The organism is Microbacterium lacus, assembly GCF_039531105.1.
Lineage (GTDB): Bacteria > Actinomycetota > Actinomycetes > Actinomycetales > Microbacteriaceae > Microbacterium > Microbacterium lacus.
Genome location: NZ_BAAAPK010000001.1, coordinates 1316361 through 1331368, shown reverse-complemented (window position 1 = coordinate 1331368; position 15008 = coordinate 1316361). Strand labels below are relative to the sequence as shown.

Here is a 15008-nt window from a genome sequence, read left to right as displayed (position 1 = left end):
TCAATCTCCTTCTACGCGCAGGACGGACACGACCCGCTCGACGACGCCGCTGGCGGCGAGTCGATCCACGGTGTCGCTGAGATCCTGCTCACGGGCTCTGTGGGTTCCGATGACCAGGCGCGCGACCGGCACGCCCGATTCGGGATGATCGATCACGGTCTGCTCGACCGTCGCGATGGACACGCGTCCCTCGCTGAGGATGCCGGCGACCGTCGCGAGGACACCGGGCTGATCGTCGACCTCGAGGGTGATGTGGTAGCGCGTCGTGACGCGTCCGATCTCGACGATCGGCAGGTTCGCGCGGGTGGACTCCCCCACGCCGACGCCGCCGGCGATGTGGCGACGTGCGGCCGAGACGACGTCGCCGAGGACGGCCGACGCGGTCTGGACGCCGCCGGCGCCGGCACCGTAGAACATCAGGTTCCCGGCGGCCTCCGCCTCGACGAACACGGCGTTGTTCGCGCCGTGCACGCTCGCGAGAGGATGGTCGCGGTGGATGAGCGCCGGGTACACGCGCACCGAGATCGCCTCACCGCTGGCCGACGCCTGGGTCTCGTTCTCCAGCCGCTCGCACACCGCGAGGAGCTTGATGACGTAGCCGGCGTGACGCGCGGCCTCGATCGCGGTCTTGTCGATCGTGGTGATGCCTTCGCGGTGCACCGCCTCGAGCGGCACCGTGGTGTGGAAGGCGAGGCTCGCCAGGATCGCGGCCTTCTGCGCGGCGTCGTAGCCTTCCACGTCCGCGGTGGGGTCCGCTTCGGCGTACCCGAGGGCCTGAGCCTGTGCGAGGACGTCGGCGAACTCGGCGCCTTCGGTGTCCATCCGGTCGAGGATGTAGTTCGTCGTGCCGTTGACGATCCCCATGATCCGCTGCACGCGGTCTCCGGCCAGCGAGTCGCGCAACGGTCGGATGATCGGGATCGCACCGGCCGCGGCCGCTTCGTAATAGACCTGCGCGCCGACCTGGTCGGCCGCGTCGAAGATCTCGGGTCCGTGCGTGGCGAGCACGGCCTTATTGGCCGTGACGACGTCCGCCCCGGAGTTGATCGCCTGCAAGAGGTAGGTCTTGGCGGGCTCGATGCCGCCCATGAGCTCGATCACGATGTCGGCGCCGACGATGAGCGACTCCGCGTCCGTCGTGAACAGCTCCTTGGGCAGGTCCGTCTCACGCGGCGCATCGAGGTCGCGGACGGCGATCCCGATGAGCTCAAGCGCAGCACCGGCGCGGTCGGCCAGCTCGTCCCCGTGCTTGAGCAGGAGGGCGGCCACCTGCGAGCCCACGGACCCCGCGCCCAGCAGCGCGACCCTCAGTCGGCGGTAGTCGATCATCCGGCTCCCTCATTCGTCTGGTCTGATCCGGGCTGCGCGGGAGCGGCATCCAATCCCGCGTCGAAGGACAGCAGATCACGCACGGTGATGCCGCGCACGATCGTGCGCGCCGCGCCGTCGCGCACCGCGATCACCGGCGGTCGCGGCACGTAGTTGTATGTGCTCGCGAGCGAGAAGCAGTAGGCGCCGGTCGCGGGCACGGCGAGCAGATCGCCCGGGGTGATGTCACCAGGGAGGTACTCCGCATCGACGACGATGTCACCGGACTCGCAGTGCTTCCCCACGACGCGGACGAGGACGGGCTCGTCGTCGCTGCGCCGGGAGGCGATGCGCGCCGAGAAATCCGCGCCGTACAGAGCCGGGCGGGCGTTGTCGCTCATTCCGCCGTCCACGCTCACGTAGAGCCGTTGTGCGCCGCCGTCGACGTCGACCGCCTTGGTCGTGCCCACCTCGTACAGCGTCACGCCCGCGCGACCGACGATCGCCCGGCCCGGCTCGAACGCGAGGTTCGGCATCGGGATCCCGTGCCGGGCGCATTCGCGCGCGACGGCGTCGACGATTCCGGACGCGAGGGATTCGATCGGCGTCGGGTCATCCACCGAGGTGTAGGCGATGCCGAAGCCGCCGCCGAGGTTGAGCACCGGGATCTCTCCCCCGGCGCTGAGCTGCGCGTGGAGGGCGACGATGCGCGCCGCGGACTCCTCGAAACCGCTCGTGCCGAAGATCTGCGAACCGATGTGGCAGTGCAGGCCGACGAAGTCGAGTCCGGCCGTGGCGCGGATGCGGGCGACGACCCCCGGCGCCTCGTCGAGGGTGAAGCCGAACTTCTGATCCTCGTGCGCCGTCGCGAGGAAATCGTGGGTCTCGGCGTGGACGCCGCTGTTGACGCGGACCAGCACGGCCTGCGTCGCCGTCCCGCGCTGCACGATGCCGGTCAGGCGATCCAGCTCCGCCCAGCTGTCGATCACGATCGAGCCGATGCCGACCCCGACCGCATTCTCGATCTCGTCCACGCTCTTGTTGTTTCCGTGGAAGCCGAGACGGGCCGGATCCGCCCCCGCCGCGAGAGCGACCGCCAGCTCACCGCCGGTGCAGACGTCGACGGCCAGGCCTTCCTCGGTGACCCAGCGGACGACCTCGGCGCACAGGAAGGCCTTGCCTGCGTAGTACACGCGCGCCTGCACGCCGTGCGGCTCGGCTGCCGCCCGGAACGCCGCCAGAGTCCGGCGGGCGTTCGCACGGACCTCGCCCTCGTCCACGATGTACAGCGGGGTGCCGAAGTCGCGCTGCAGCTGCGAAACGGGCACACCCGCGATCGACAGCACGCCGTGCTCGTCACGTTGTGCGGATGCCGGCCACACCGACTCGGCGAGCGCGTTCGCGTCAGCGGGCGGCAGGAGCCACTCCGGGGCGAGCGTGGTGGAGGCGGACAACTCGGACCAATCGTGGGAAGGAGGCTTCAGCGCGACTGTTGCGGGCGGTGCTCGGTCGAGCGGGATGCCGCGGCAGCGGTGCATTCACGCGCCGGGCGGTCCCTGAAGTCTAGAGCACGCCGTATGCCGCGCTCGGACTGCGCTCCGGCGGTCAGGGACAGGTCCCGTTCTCCTGCAGCGCGGGATCCGTGACGATCGCGGGGTCGATCACGAGGTCGGCCGTCACCTGCTCCCCCGTCACGGCGATCGACGACAGAGTGACCCCCGCCGGGACGTTCTTCGCGATGCACACCGTCCAGTCGCGGAGGACCGTGTCGGCGAGGCCGCCGAACTGCTCTTTCAGCGCCGCCGCCGAGATGTCGCTGCCCGCGAGCTGCAGCGACGTGGGACTCAGCACGATGTCCCCGTCCACGGCGCTCGGCGTCAGCGCGACGCCGACCGGCAGGGTCAGTCCGAACAGGCTGAGGGCGCTCGAGAAGGTCACATTCGGCTCGGCGAGTCCGAGCGAGTCCACCGGGAAGTTCTCGACGGTGGACATCAGGCCCCGCAGTTGCTCCTCGTCCAGGACCACGGTGGCGGATGCCGATCCCGTACCGGCACCGCCGCGGATCGCGATGTCCTGGGCGCGCACGGTCACGTCGCCCGCGAACGCCTGCAGCTGCACGTCCTCCGACGAGATCGTCACATCCTGCAGAGTGCCCACGATCAGCTGCGGCAGGACGGCGCCGGCGACCTCGACGTCGATCTTGTGGTCGGCAGGCAGGGAGAGCTGCGTGATGACCAGCTCGCGGATCGTGTTGGTCACGACGTTCCGGGCGATCGCCTCACCGGCGAACCAGGCCCCGACGGCGAGGCCTGCCACGACGATGAGAGCGACGATCCACGGCCACGCCCGGCGCCGACGACGCGGGGCCGTCGGGGCCGGTGCGTTGCGGGGCAGCGGCAGGGTCGGCTGGGCGTCGCCGGAGGTCATCGCGGTCCTACATTCTCTCGGGCGCGTCGACGCCGAGGAGGGTCAGGCCGTTGCGCAGCACCTGTCCTGTCGCGTCGTTGAGCCACAGCCGGGTGCGGTGCAGGTCTTCGATCGGCTCGTCGCCGAGCGGGATCACGCGGCAGTTGTCATACCACCGGTGGTACAGGCCGGCGAGTTCCTCCAGGTAGCGTGCGACCCGGTGCGGCTCGCGCACCTCGGCCGCGAACGCGACGATCCGCGGGAACTCCTGCAGGGCGCCGAGCAGAGCGGACTCCGTCTCGTGCGCGAGCAGCTCGGGTGCGAACGCGGAGCGGTCCACTCCGGACGCCGCGGCGTTGCGCCCCACGTTGTGCGTGCGCGCGTGCGCGTACTGCACATAGAAGACGGGGTTGTCGTTCGTGCGCTTCTGCAGCACGTCCAGATCGACGTCGAGGTTCGAATCGGTCGAGCTGCGCACGAGCGCGTAGCGGGCGGCATCCTTCCCCACGACCTCGACGAGGTCTTCGAGCGTCACCACCGTGCCCGCGCGCTTGGACATCCTCAGCGGCTGACCGTCCTTGACGAGGTTGACCATCTGCCCGATCAGGATCTGGAGGTTCACGCCCGGCTCGTCCCCGAAGGCTGCTGCCATCGCCATCATCCGCTGTACGTAGCCGTGGTGGTCGGCGCCGAGCATGATGATGCAGCGGTTGAAGCCGCGCTCGCGCTTGTTCAGGTAGTACGCGAGGTCTCCCGAGATGTAGGCCGGCGTCCCGTTGGAACGGATGATGACACGGTCTCGGTCGTCACCGAAGTCGGTGCTGCGCAGCCAGGTTGCACCCTCGGATTCGAAGATGTGCCCCAGGTCCCGCAGTCGCGCTATCGCCCGGTCCACGGCCCCTGACTCGTGCAGGTCGTTCTCATGGAAGTAGACGTCGAAGTCCACGCCGAACTCGTGCAGGCTCGCCTTGATCTCCTCGAACATGAACGAGACGCCGATCTCGCGGAAGGCCTCCTGCTTGGCCGCCGGTTCGAGCTCGTCGATGTCGCCGTCGTACGCGAGGGCGACGCGTTTGGCGATGTCCAGGATGTACCCGCCGCCGTAGCCGTCCTCCGGCGTGGGCAGGCCCTCGTGCGCCGCGACCAGGCTCCGGGCGAACCGGTCGATCTGCGCGCCGTGGTCGTTGAAGTAGTACTCACGCGTCACCTGGGCGCCCTGCGAGGTGAAGATCCGGGCGAGGGAGTCGCCGACCGCAGCCCAGCGGGTTCCGCCGAGGTGGATCGGGCCGGTCGGGTTCGCCGAGACGAACTCGAGGTTGATGATCTCGCCCGCGCGCGCGGTCCCCGTGCCGAAGGCGGCACCGGCGTCGACGATCGTCTTCGCCAGGGCACCTGCGGCGGCGGCATCCAGACGGACGTTGATGAAGCCGGGCCCCGCGACCTCGACACTCGCGATCCCGGGCGTGGCCTCCAGTCCGGCGGCGATCTCCGTGGCGAGCTCGCGCGGGTTCGCGCCCACGGTCTTCGCGAGCTTGAGCGCGACATTGGAGGACCAGTCCCCGTGGTCGCGGTTCTTCGGGCGCTCCACGGTCAGATCAGCCGCGGTGAGGCCGTCCGTCGAACCCTCTCGTCGCGCCTCCGCGATCGGCGTGACGACGGCAAGCAAGGCGGCGGCGAGTTCTTCGGGGTTCATAACCGCACCAGTCTACGTACGCGGGCCTGGGCGCCCCTGCCGTCGCGCTGTCAGGCGAGCTGGATCAGAGAGGTGAAGTCATCGAGCGACGGGTCCTCCGAGAGTTCCTCATCCGCCGAGGGTGCGCGCCCCTCGCCCTCGAGCCCTTCCGATGAGACGGCGTCCGGCATCACCCACGCATCCACGCGCATGTGCGAGAGGCCGACGTGGCCGCCGTGGTAGCTCAAGAAGGCGCAGTCCGCGGCATCCCGGCCGGTCGCGATGCGCACGAGCGAGCGTCGGTTCGCGAGCCGGGTCGCGTCGATCACGTACCAGGCGCCGTCGTGGTACGCCTCGGCCACGGCGTGAAAGTCCATCGGCTGGAGTCCCGGCGCGTAGCAGGCGGCGTAGCGCGCGGGCATGTCCATCGCCCGCAGCAGCGAGATGACGACGTGCGCGTAGTCGCGGCAGACGCCCTGCCCCGTCATGAGGGTCGTCACCGCGCTGTCGGTGCCCTGGCTGAGTCCCGGCGTGTAGGTCGTGCTCGCCGAGACGAAATCGGACACCGCCGCGATGAGATCGTGTCCCTGCAGCCCCCGGAACTGCCGCCGCGCCTGACCGAACACCTCGTCGGACTGGCAGTACCGGCTCGGACGCAGGTAGGTGATCGCCTCGAGGTCGCTCGTGCGGCTCGTCGCGGCCTGCCCGTCGACGGTCGCCTCGTAGCGCACCTCGAGTCGCCCCGCCTCGCCGGTGAGGCGGTGCAGGCGGCTTCCGGACTGGTCGACGATCTCGGTCGGGGTGTACACGCGCTCGCCCTGCGTGAACGTCAATTCCTCGCTCACGATCGGCACATGCTGCGCGGCCGCCACCTGGAAGATCAGGTCGACGGACGACCCCAGTTCGAGGTCCAGTTCGGCGGTCACGACGCGTTGCACCGAAGTATCCTCGCACGCCGGATCGGGTGCGTTCGGCGGAGGATGAAAGTTCGCTTACCCTCGGACCGTGAGCATGCCCGCCACCCCTCCGCGAACCCACGGGACTCCCGTGCGTCGACGGCGCGGATTCGCCGCGGTCGCACTGGTGGCGGCCGCCGTCGCGGCGGTGTGCCTGCTCGCTGCGCTGCACCCCTGGACGGATGCCGCGGCCCCCGTCACGGCGACGGCCGAGGAGTCGACATCCGGCGTCATCGCCCCCCGCCCGCTCGCTCTCCCCGATCAGCCGCGCGTGCTGATCTTCGGCGACTCGTGGACGTACGGCTCCGCCGCGTCGCTCCCCACGCTCGGCTATGCGTACGTGCTCGGCGAACGCCTGGACTGGCAGAGCACGGTCGACGGTGTGCGCGGCAGCGGGTACCTCAAGCCGGGTCTGGACGGCGGCACCTACGGCGAGCGCATCGCCGCTCTGGATCCGGGGCTCGATCCCGACCTCATCATCGTGGAAGGGTCGATCAACGACCGGCGCCTGCCCGCAGAGGGCTATCGCGAAGCGGTGAGCGCCGCGTGGGATGCCCTCGCCGCGCTCTATCCGGCGGCATCCGTCGTCATCATGGGGCCGGCGCCGCAGGTCCTGCCCGTCGAGGAGGCGACCGCCCGCATCGACGCAGACCTGGCGGCCCTCGCCGCAGAGCGGGGCTGGTGGTACGTCTCGCCGATCGCGGAGGAGTGGATCACGACGGAGAACTACACCGAGGTGATCGACACGACGATCGGGCGCTACCATCCCTCGACCGCCGGGCACGCGTACCTCGCGACGCGCCTCGCGGAGGCGATCGCGGCGATGGGCGACGAGGCGCCGGTGATCGCCGATGCTCCACACGAGGGTCCGTCGACACCTTGACCCGGTGATAACCTCGATCGGTGCGCCTCCGTAGCTCAGGGGATAGAGCGTTGGTTTCCGGTACCAAAGGTCGCAGGTTCGATTCCTGTCGGGGGCACCAGTAAACACAAGGGATCGCGGGTCTTCAGGACTCGCGATCTTTTGCATCTGACAACATTTTGACAACATCCGATTCGCGCTTGGCGCGATCGAGCGCCGCGGCAACGGCATCCAGATCGTCGTCGAACAGATCCGCGTAAACGTCCAGCGTCATCGCCGCTGAGGCGTGCCCCAGCATTCGCTGCACCGATTTCACGTGCGCTCCCTCGCTCACGGCGAGCGAGGCGGCCGTGTGGCGCAGGTCGTGCGGTGTGATGCGAGGGAATGTCGGGTCCTCCACCTGGGCGGCGCGCACCGCCTTCGTGAACCACCCGTTGCGCGATGCCGGCAGCTTCACGTGCCGGTGACCGTCCCCGAACAGCAACTCGTCCGGCGCCTTGCCGGTCGTGGCCTCCTGCAGCTGCGCGGAGAGGAACTCGGGGTACGGCACGGATCGCGATCGGTGGGTCTTGGGCGAGCCGACATGCACCTGGTGGGAGACGAGCACGGCATTCTCCTCGACCTGGACACGGCGGCGCGAGGGATCCACGTGTCGTACGCGGAGCGCGGTCGCCTCTCCCCAGCGCAGCCCCGTGTAGGCCAGGAAGAGGACGAGGGTGGGGTGCCGCGCCTTGTCGACGAGCAGCTGCACCTGTGCGTGGGTCAGATAGTGTCGCGCGGCGGATCGCGCTTTCGTGGGCAGCTTCACCTCGCGTGCGACATTCCGGCTGATTCGCCGGTCGCTGACGGCAACGTCCAGTATGCCCGCCAGGATCCCGTGCGCTCGGCGGACGGTGGTGGGTCCGCCCGCGATGCTCGACACCCACGACTGCACTTCGGAATGCCGGATGCCGCCGATCGCTCGGCTCCCCCACTGCGGCTCGACGTGCTTCTTCCAAGCGGACTGCAGGGGCCGCAACGATGACGGCTTCAGCACACCCTCCCGCTGCGTCATCCACGGCCGCCCCACGCAGCCACGGTGACCCGCGCCTGCGTGGGGTTGACGTAGTCACCTCGCGACTTCGACAGCTCAAGCTCGGCGAGCCGCAGCTCGGCGTCCCGTTTTGTCTTGAAGCCTCGCTCCGAGGTCTGCGAGTGGTCGGGGCGTCGATACGCGATGCGGTAGCGCCGCGCTCCACTCGCGGTCTCGTAGGAATAGACGCTTCCCATCGGCTCGGCTCAGCTCTCTGCCTGCCGGCCCACGGCGTAGGTCATCCCCTCGAGCCACCCGCCTTTGCGCGCGGTTGCGATCCAGTCAGAGGCAGTGCGGTGCGGGACTCCGAACTCCTCCTGGACGGCCTTCACGGGCGCGAGCCCAGCGAGGGCGTTCACGCCGTAGACGATCTGGATCGCCTCCATCCGCGCCTGCTTCGCGCCGCGTTTCACCGCCTCGCGCGTGACGAAGTCGGGAAGCAGCCGCCCCTCTCTTTGGGCAAGATCGCTCACCGTCACCCACTGCGAATCGCTGAACTGGCGCTCCAGATCGATGGCCATGCACTGCGGGATCGCCGCGCGGAGGATCGGCGACGCCGTCGCCCTCCGCAATGCCTCCGGGTCGAACTCGTCATCAATGGCCCGATTGACGACCGTGAAAACGACGAACCGACCCTTGTCACGTCGATAGCGCGCCTCGAGGGTGGTCTCGACCCCGACCTCCGTGTTGACCATTGACGCGACGAACGCCGGGGCGATACGGAGCGAGTCGCCGATCCGCTCCGTCATCGCGTCCAGTGTCATCGGAGTGTCCTCGACCGTCATCACCGTCACCACGAACACCATCTTGCCTTTGCGCGGCGCTATTTCGCAGCTAGGCATTGACGAACTTCATTGCTTAGCCGTTTACTTATGTGAAATCGAATTTATGATACGCAGAAGGAGTCGATCATGACGAACCCGTCCCCCACCGGTGCAGCTCAACTCAGTCATCGATTCCTCGCTCCGGACGAGGTCGCCGCACTCCTCCCCGGCGTCACCCGGAACACGCTCGCGATGTGGCGCTACGAGCACAAAGGCCCGAAGTACTACAAGCTCGGCCGCAAGGTCGTCTACGCGCTCGACGACGTGGAGGCCTGGGTGGCTGCATCCGAGGTCGCAGACGCCGCCGCGCGGACGTGAAGGTGAAGGACACGGCGCCTCGGGATGAACGCCGACTGGGGCACCACCTAGGAGAAGCACGGTCGCCAGCGGCCCGTGCGTCGGATGCCGTTTACCCGAGTCCGCTATTCTCCGCAACGAAACTCTTCCCGACGGAGATGTGCATGGCCAGTATCAAGAAGGTCAACTCGCATCTGGACGCCGCGCGTCATCAGATCGAGTCATTGCAGCGTCAGCAACTGAATCCCGAGATCGTCGCTGCACTGGCGAACCTCCATGCCGCCCTGGACGAGCTGGCGAGCATCGTTCGGAGCGACCGCGTCTGATCGCCGTCGGTGCGGGCCGGCGGACACGATCGCCGTCACCCACTCGGCCTGAGCTTGCGGCGGTAGTACGGCCGTAGCAGCGGACGCAGCACAACGCGCATGGGCGCGACGATCGCGAAGACTGCGTAACCCGCGGGAGTGCGGTCCTTATGGCCGAGTGCCAGCTTGCGCTCCCAGACGTCGCGCACGCGACCCCCGCGACGACGGCGGCCGGCCTTTGGCGGAAGCGCCCCGCGACGACGGCGACCGACAAGCCCGTCCAGGCGCTCCACCCAGTCGTCGACTGTCGGGTCGTGGAAATAATTGTCGGCGAGCCATCCCTGATCCGGAAACCGGAACTGTCGTCGCACGACAGACTCTTCCGACCCGAACAGCCCGCTTCCGACGAAGACCGGGTTGATCAACGCGTCGTCCACGCCGAAGGTGTCCAGCGCGATCACGGGGATCCCTCGCGCAACCGCCTCGATCGCCGCGGTCGAGCTGACGGTGACCAGTCCCTCCGCCGAGGCGAGCACCCGCCCCATCGGCTCCGTCGAGACCACCAGGTTGGCCGGCAACGGCCCCAGCCCTCGCAGCAAGTCCGGGTAGGAGTACTTCTGCGCGTGCGTCTGATGCTCGCCGGCCGCCGCGCGCTCCTTGACGATGACACGCCGTTCCGGATGCGCACGAGCAGCCGCGATGAGAAGGCGCGCCACGCGGACCCGGTCAACGCGCCCACGAGGGACGATGGACTGAGACGCGAAGACCAGGTCGCTTCCTCCGTCCCCGCGCACTGCGGTCGGAGAAGCGAAAGGCAGACTCGCGAGCCCGAACCGTTGAGTGAGCCCGCGGCGTTGCGCCAGTCGCGCGAACTCGCGGACCTCGCGCGTGGAATGCAGGACGAACATGTCGGACTGCATCCGGTGCACCATCGCGGCGGTGGTCGCGGGGATCGATATCCCCGGAAGGCCCGAGACGATGACGGGCCGCGGATCGAGCTCCGCGACGAGCGAGATCAGCACACGGACGACCGGGCCCCGAGCCGCGACCAGCACCGCATCGGCGTCCCGCGCCGACAGCACCTGTGTCAGATCGCCGTATTCGACCCGCCGGACATCCTCCGCTCGCAGCCCGCTTCCGGCGAGGGCTGCTTCCTGCTGAGCAGCGCTGACCGCCAGCGGGGTCTCGACGATCAGCAATTCCACATCCCAGGACTCCGGCATGCTGCCCAGCAGCGCGGCTGCCCATTTGACGTAGGAATCGGTGTCCGCGAGCGCGACGATGCGGTGCGGACGGCTCACCGAATGCTCACGTCAGGATGCGGCGCAGCTTCGCCATCGGCGCCTGCTCGCTCGGGAACACCCGCTTCACGCCGTCGCCGAGCGCCTGCTCGATGATGCGGATGTCACGCACGAGATGCGTCAGTCCCGTCGGTTCGAGCGATGCGGCGTGATCGGATCCCCACATCGTCCGGTCGAGGGTGATGTGACGTTCGACGGCAACGGCGCCCAGGGCGACCGCTGCGACGGAGATCTGCAGCCCGCGCTCATGCCCGGAGTAGCCGACCGGAACCCCCGGGTAGCGGTCACGCAGCGCCGGGATGACGCGAAGGTTCGCCTCGTCGGGTTCCATCGGGTAGGTCGAGGTCGCGTGCATGAGCACGAGCCGATCGGTCCCGAGCACATCGATCGCGGCGTCGATCTGTGCGATCGTCGACATCCCGGTCGAAAGGATCACCGGCTTTCCGGTCTCGCGCACGGCCTCCAGGAGCGGAAGATCCGTCAGGCACGCGGACGCGATCTTGTGAGCGGAGACGCCGAGATCCTCCAGGAACGCGACGCTGGGCACATCCCACGGCGACGCGAACCACTCGAGACCTCGCAGGAGGGCGTAGTCGGTGATCTCGATGTACTGCTCCCGGGTGAACTCCACGCGGTACCGGTAGTCGAGATAGGTCATCGTGCCCCATGGGGTCTCCCGCAGCACATCGCGCATGTGCGCGGGCGTCGAGATCTCCGGGGTGCGCTTCTGGAACTTCACCGCATCCGCGCCGGCGTCGGCCGCGACGTCGATGAGCCGCTTGGCGATCTCCACGTCACCGTTGTGGTTCAGTCCGATCTCGCCGATGACGTAGGCGGGCCGGCCGCCGCCGATGACCCGGGTTCCGATGGTGACCGTCATGAGTGCAGCCTTTCCGCTGTGGGATCTTCGCTTCGCATCGATTCATCGCTCGGGCGATCCGAGCGCTCCCCCAGCACGCGATCGGCGAGCTCTCGCACGGCGCCGTGACCACCGGTGTGTCGGAGGACGACGCGCGCCGCGGCCAGGACGAGGGGGTGGGCTTCTGGCACGGCGACCGGGAAGCCGACGATCTCGAGGCAACCCAGGTCGTTCACGTCGTTGCCGATGTAGGCCACGCGCGACAGCGGAACGTTCTGCGCGGCTGCCCACTCCCGCAGCGCGCGCGCCTTGTCGTGAATGCCCTGTCGCACATCGACTTGGAGCTTGCGCGCCCGGGCGGCAACGACGGGGTTCGTCTCACTGGAGAGGATCAGGACGGGGATCCCGGCTCGGCGGAGCCGCGCGATGCCCATGCCATCGGACCGACTGACGCGGACGCTCTCGTTGCCCTCGGCATCCGTCACGACCGTGTCGTCGGTGTGGACGCCGTCGAAATCGGTCACCACCGCCGTGGCATCGATGAGGCTCGCACCGTGCGAGACCAGGGGCGAGATGGCCTGTGCGAGGGCGAGCTGCTCTTCGCTATCGATCTCGATCGCAGTGCTTTCCGAGACCTCGACGAAGCCGATCCGACCGAAGAAGCGGTGCCCCGCCGCACGGTAGCCCGCGGTATTCATCACGTAGAACGCACCGGTCTCGAGGTAGTGCGGCTGCCGGTCCTGGCGCCGCGGGCGCACGTGCTCGTCGTGGTTGACGCCGCGTGCGACTCCGGCGTCCTCCTGCCAGAGGAACCCGTAGGTTTCGATCGCCGAGAACACGCAGTCGTGCTCGTTGGCGAGGACGAGGTCGACGGCCACGTCGATGTCGTGCGGGTCGATGAAGGGCGATGTCGCCTGCAGGAAGACGATGACCTCGGGAGCCTCTCCCCCCTCCGCGAGCTCGTCGAGCGTGTGCAGCAGGGCGCTCTCACTCGTCGCCGTATCGCCCGAAAGCCGCGCCGGCCGCCGGACCACCCGCGCACCCCACTCTTCGGAGACGGCAGCGATCTCGGCGTCGTCCGTGGAGACGATCACTTGATCGATCGACGCCGTCGCCCGCGCCGCGGCGACGGCTCGCGCGATCAGCGGCACTCCCCCCACCCTGCGGAGGTTCTTGCGGGTTACCCCTTTGGACCCGCCACGCGCCGGGATGACCGCGACGACCGATGTCATGCGTGCACCTGATCCGCGCTGGCGGCGGGAACGATCACGCTGCCGGACCCGCGCAACACCGACGGGAGCGTCGTCGACGCAGACGATGCCAGGGTCATGATCTCCAGCGGCCGAGTCGTGCCTGCCAGAAGCAGTTCGGCGGGAATGCGGCGGTCGACGACCTTCACTCCGGCGATCGCAGATACTGCATTGCGCTGAGCATCCGTCTCGCGCCGGTGGGGCAGGTAGGTCACCGACGCACGTGCCGCCTGAGCGCTGACCCAGTCCAGGTACTGCGGAAGCGGCATCCTTCCGTCGGCGGGGCGGGCGCTGCCCAGGACGATGCGGCCGTCGGTGTCATCGGTGAACGGGCGCGCGCTCTGCCGCGTCCAGGCGAAGCGGTGGCGGCGGACGCGGATGCCGAGCGCGTCGATCTCCACCGCGCGCCGCGAACCGAACTCGAACGCCGTGAAGAAGTCCACCCCGCCGGCGTACGCGCGCCCGAGCACCTGCTCGAGCACGAACGGCCGCAGCCGGGTCACGACCCCGCGCTCAGCGACGCCGGGGCGGCACAACGCCCCCCGACCGGTCAAGGCATCCGCCAGCGCGAGGGTATTGGCGCCGTCGTCGAGGAAGGTGATGCGTCGGGGTCGCAGAACGGCGACCGCGAGCCGGAACTGACCCGAGAACCCATCGCCGACAAGCCAGTGGCGATGGCGTGCCAGCAGGTTCCACGGGATGCCGAGGTACGGCTCCGTGTCGCTGAAGGGCGCGCCGCGCGCGACAAGCTCATCCGCCGTCTCGGACATCTGGGTGGTCAAGCGCCCGGCGACCGGGACCTTCGTGTCATGCGCCGAAGCCCATTCCGCAGCACCGATGAGCTGCAGCGGAGACTCCACCCACGCGATCGGAGGTGAGTCTCGGCGGGTCTCACTCATGACGCCTCCGCAATGTGTTCGCGTTCGAGGTGCCCACGATCCGCGGCTGCCGTGAACGCACCCACGCCGAGGAATGTCAGCGGATGGACGGATGGGTGAACAGTCGGAGAACCGGTCGATCAGTGCTCGCGCGCCCGCTCTTCCTCGATCTCCAACTCGTCGTCGCCCTCGTCAAGGTCGAGCTCGAAATCCTCGGGAGCATCGAATTCCTCCCCCTCGGCATCCACGTCGAAGCCGGTCTGGGCGAGGTACGGGTCGGGTGCGTTCTCTCTCATGCCGCAGACGGTACGCCGCGGCGGTGGCACGTTCGATGGACGAGTGATGAACAGTTCCTGGCGGTGTCGGACCTCCGACGAGAGCTCGACTTTTCGATCTCCCACCTCAGCGCGCGTCCCCCGGACCACCGGCGTCGCGCTCATGGGTCGGCAGAGCGACCGTTTACCTCATCCCCTTTCCCTCGGAGTCCGCATGACACACGAACCACCGACTGCCGCGCAGACCATCACCGATATCGTCCAGCGCTTAAGCGAGCGGTTTCCTAGCACTCCCGCCGAGACCATCCGCCGCGTCGTGACAGAGACGTACGCGGACTTCGCCGACGCGAAAGTGCGCGACTTCGTCGAGGTGCTGGTCGAGAAACAAGCGAAGAAGCGTCTCAAGAACGAGAATGCGGCTGCCTGAGCCGATCGCGCTGGGCAACTCGAATCAGGACGCGAGCAGGTTACCTCGATCTGGGGCGACGGTGCGTTGGGCGCGGAGACGCCGCATGAGGTTGTTCTCCACCAGCACGGGAACGTAGGCCCGCAACGGCACCCCGTCGAAGGACTCGAGTTCGTCGGCGATGAGGCGAAAGGCACTTTGCTCATCGAGTGCGGGGAATCGCGCGCACAGCCGCTCCGCAAGATAGACGAGTTCCTCGAACTCGTTCTCCGGATTGACGTGGCTCATACCCCCATTTTCCTCCGCGTGCGCGAAGTCGGGGTGGGAGTCAGTTCAA

The 15008-nt window shown here is 68.5% G+C and carries 18 protein-coding genes and 1 tRNA gene; 5 read left to right on the top strand and 14 right to left on the bottom strand.

The features are described from left to right. The 5 genes from ABD197_RS06200 to ABD197_RS06180 form a co-directional block, all read right to left on the bottom strand. The gene (locus tag ABD197_RS06200; protein ID WP_344052673.1) at positions 1-1329 is read right to left on the bottom strand and encodes a homoserine dehydrogenase; all 1329 of its coding nucleotides are present in this window, start codon (positions 1327-1329) and stop codon (positions 1-3) included. Further along, positions 1326-2762, bottom strand: a complete 1437-nt coding sequence (lysA, locus tag ABD197_RS06195) for a diaminopimelate decarboxylase (RefSeq protein ID WP_344052671.1) — start codon at positions 2760-2762, stop codon at positions 1326-1328. Before lysA ends, ABD197_RS06200 begins: the two co-directional genes overlap by 4 nt. 151 nt (positions 2763-2913) lie before the next feature. Then, positions 2914-3735 carry an LmeA family phospholipid-binding protein gene (locus ABD197_RS06190; RefSeq protein WP_344052669.1) on the bottom strand — a complete coding sequence of 274 codons (822 nt, stop codon included), beginning with the start codon at positions 3733-3735 and terminating at the stop codon, positions 2914-2916. Positions 3736-3742: 7 nt separating this feature from the next. Beyond that, the gene (gene argS / locus ABD197_RS06185) at positions 3743-5407 is read right to left on the bottom strand and encodes an arginine--tRNA ligase (protein ID WP_344052667.1); all 1665 of its coding nucleotides are present in this window, start codon (positions 5405-5407) and stop codon (positions 3743-3745) included. 50 nt (positions 5408-5457) lie between these two features. Then, the gene (locus tag ABD197_RS06180) at positions 5458-6324 is read right to left on the bottom strand and encodes a transglutaminase-like domain-containing protein (RefSeq protein ID WP_344052665.1); all 867 of its coding nucleotides are present in this window, start codon (positions 6322-6324) and stop codon (positions 5458-5460) included. 73 nt (positions 6325-6397) lie between these two features. Here ABD197_RS06180 and ABD197_RS06175 point away from each other — a divergent pair, with 73 nt between their 5' ends. Then, positions 6398-7225: an SGNH/GDSL hydrolase family protein gene (locus ABD197_RS06175; RefSeq protein ID WP_344055804.1), complete on the top strand. Its 828-nt coding sequence runs from the start codon at positions 6398-6400 to the stop codon at positions 7223-7225. 24 nt (positions 7226-7249) lie between these two features. Further along, positions 7250-7325 (top strand) — tRNA-Arg (locus tag ABD197_RS06170). Between the two features lie 24 nt (positions 7326-7349). Here ABD197_RS06170 and ABD197_RS06165 read toward each other — a convergent pair. From ABD197_RS06165 to ABD197_RS06155, 3 genes are read right to left on the bottom strand one after another with little or no spacing between them, the layout of a single operon-like run. Next, positions 7350-8258: a tyrosine-type recombinase/integrase gene (locus ABD197_RS06165; RefSeq protein WP_344052663.1), complete on the bottom strand. Its 909-nt coding sequence runs from the start codon at positions 8256-8258 to the stop codon at positions 7350-7352. Then, positions 8255-8473, bottom strand: a complete 219-nt coding sequence (locus ABD197_RS06160) for an Arm DNA-binding domain-containing protein (protein WP_344052661.1) — start codon at positions 8471-8473, stop codon at positions 8255-8257. Before ABD197_RS06160 ends, ABD197_RS06165 begins: the two co-directional genes overlap by 4 nt. A gap of 9 nt (positions 8474-8482) precedes the next feature. Further along, complete coding sequence (locus ABD197_RS06155; RefSeq protein ID WP_344052659.1) at positions 8483-9040, bottom strand: hypothetical protein; 558 nt, start codon at positions 9038-9040, stop codon at positions 8483-8485. A gap of 147 nt (positions 9041-9187) precedes the next feature. On the opposite strand from ABD197_RS06155, the gene ABD197_RS06150 reads away from it, so the two are divergent. Both ABD197_RS06150 and ABD197_RS06145 read left to right on the top strand, forming a co-directional pair. Continuing rightward, a complete protein-coding gene (locus ABD197_RS06150) occupies positions 9188-9418 on the top strand; it encodes a helix-turn-helix transcriptional regulator (RefSeq protein ID WP_344052656.1) in 231 nt (76 codons plus the stop codon). 143 nt (positions 9419-9561) lie between these two features. Then, positions 9562-9723, top strand: coding sequence for a hypothetical protein (locus tag ABD197_RS06145; RefSeq protein ID WP_344052654.1), 162 nt, complete (start codon positions 9562-9564; stop codon positions 9721-9723). Positions 9724-9758: 35 nt separating this feature from the next. On the opposite strand, the gene ABD197_RS06140 is transcribed toward ABD197_RS06145, so the two are convergent. The 5 genes from ABD197_RS06140 to ABD197_RS06120 all read right to left on the bottom strand — a co-directional run bounded on the left by ABD197_RS06140 (position 9759) and on the right by ABD197_RS06120 (position 14286). Continuing rightward, positions 9759-11003 (bottom strand): DUF6716 putative glycosyltransferase, encoded by a 1245-nt coding sequence (locus tag ABD197_RS06140; RefSeq protein ID WP_344052652.1) that lies wholly within the window; start codon positions 11001-11003, stop codon positions 9759-9761. A 7-nt stretch (positions 11004-11010) separates the two neighbouring features. Next, complete coding sequence (locus ABD197_RS06135; protein WP_344052650.1) at positions 11011-11883, bottom strand: N-acetylneuraminate synthase family protein; 873 nt, start codon at positions 11881-11883, stop codon at positions 11011-11013. Further along, positions 11880-13094, bottom strand: coding sequence for a cytidylyltransferase domain-containing protein (locus tag ABD197_RS06130; protein ID WP_344052648.1), 1215 nt, complete (start codon positions 13092-13094; stop codon positions 11880-11882). The genes ABD197_RS06135 and ABD197_RS06130 overlap by 4 nt, the downstream gene beginning before the upstream one ends. Next, complete coding sequence (locus ABD197_RS06125) at positions 13091-14011, bottom strand: hypothetical protein (protein WP_344052647.1); 921 nt, start codon at positions 14009-14011, stop codon at positions 13091-13093. The genes ABD197_RS06130 and ABD197_RS06125 overlap by 4 nt, the downstream gene beginning before the upstream one ends. A 119-nt stretch (positions 14012-14130) precedes the next feature. After that, a complete protein-coding gene (locus ABD197_RS06120) occupies positions 14131-14286 on the bottom strand; it encodes a hypothetical protein (RefSeq protein ID WP_344052645.1) in 156 nt (51 codons plus the stop codon). A gap of 193 nt (positions 14287-14479) precedes the next feature. On the opposite strand from ABD197_RS06120, the gene ABD197_RS06115 reads away from it, so the two are divergent. Then, positions 14480-14692: a three-helix bundle dimerization domain-containing protein gene (locus ABD197_RS06115; protein WP_344052643.1), complete on the top strand. Its 213-nt coding sequence runs from the start codon at positions 14480-14482 to the stop codon at positions 14690-14692. Between the two features lie 24 nt (positions 14693-14716). Here the strand turns inward: ABD197_RS06115 and ABD197_RS06110 are convergent, their stop codons facing one another. Further along, positions 14717-14959, bottom strand: a complete 243-nt coding sequence (locus ABD197_RS06110) for a three-helix bundle dimerization domain-containing protein (protein ID WP_344052641.1) — start codon at positions 14957-14959, stop codon at positions 14717-14719. Positions 14960-15008: the final 49 nt, after the last annotated feature.